Below are 578 nucleotides of genomic sequence, written 5' to 3' on the forward strand. Positions count from 1 at the left end.
GCTTATGATTTAGCCAATACTAAAGTCAGTAAAAGTGGTGACACTATGACTGATGTATTAATATTTGACACTAAAAATTGGGCACAGACAAAATACACAACGCAAGGAGGTATCTGGCGCTTTGAGGTAGCTCCTGCTGGCGATCTTGCCTCAAATACAGCAAGATTTAATTACGTGTTTGTTGATAACACTGGCGCCGAAAGATCGCGCATCGCATTTAATCAATCGACAGGCACATCAATTGTCGCGTATCAAGGCTGGGTGGGTGATAATTATCTACCATTATCTGGTGGCTCATTAAGAGGCGAATTGTCATTACCGACACTCAAAGTCACCGCTAATAATACTGGCAAAGGCATCGAGATTGGCGATGACGCTATTGTTGCTGACGTAAAATTATCTAATAGTGTTGGCATTGTCGGTAAACAACAAGCCGACAAGGGATATATTAGTTTCGGCTACAATGCAGCAGCAAGTAAGCCACTAGCCTATATAGGCTATGACGGCAAAAAATTACATACGAGCGATATATTGTATCAAGGTAATACCAAGTACGCATTAGTGACAGATATCCCTAA

Annotated in this window: 1 protein-coding gene; it reads left to right on the forward strand. The window is 41.3% G+C overall.

The genetic code is table 11. The features are described from left to right. Positions 1–45 precede the first annotated feature (45 nt). The coding region (locus HMPREF1052_RS04620) for a hypothetical protein (RefSeq protein ID WP_155811588.1) at positions 46–578 on the forward strand (533 nt) is incomplete at its 3' end.

The organism is Pasteurella bettyae CCUG 2042 (assembly GCF_000262245.1).
In the GTDB taxonomy this organism is placed as follows: Bacteria; Pseudomonadota; Gammaproteobacteria; order Enterobacterales; family Pasteurellaceae; genus Basfia; species Basfia bettyae.